At 72.1% G+C, this 272-nt stretch carries 1 pseudogene; it reads right to left on the bottom strand.

Features of this window, described 5'->3' with window-relative positions:
* A pseudogene (locus FVP33_RS19085) lies at positions 1 to 272 on the bottom strand (short-chain dehydrogenase); the annotation flags it as partial.

The following is a 272-nucleotide window of genomic DNA, read 5'->3' as shown; positions in this document are numbered from 1 at the left end:
GGGAGGCGGGAAGGGAGGCGAACCGGCGGACGGCGTCGCGCGGGAAGCGGGTCGTGATGGTGGGGGGCGCCCCGTCGCGCAGCAGCGGCAGGGCGATGTACATGCCGATCTTCGCGCGGCCACCGGTGAGCAGGGCCGAGCGACCGGTGAGGTCCGTTCGGGCGTCGCGCTTGGCGTGGTTGAGCGCCGCGCAGTCCGGACAGAGCTGGTGGTAGAAGGCAGCCACCGGGGTGTAGTGCTGCTTGCAGAGGTAGCAGGGGCGCGACTTGAGC

The organism is Lacisediminihabitans profunda (assembly GCF_008040105.1).
Classification (GTDB): domain Bacteria; phylum Actinomycetota; class Actinomycetes; order Actinomycetales; family Microbacteriaceae; genus Lacisediminihabitans; species Lacisediminihabitans profunda.
The sequence above is the reverse complement of the archived record's forward strand: the minus strand, read 5'-3'. Positions and strand labels throughout refer to the sequence as shown.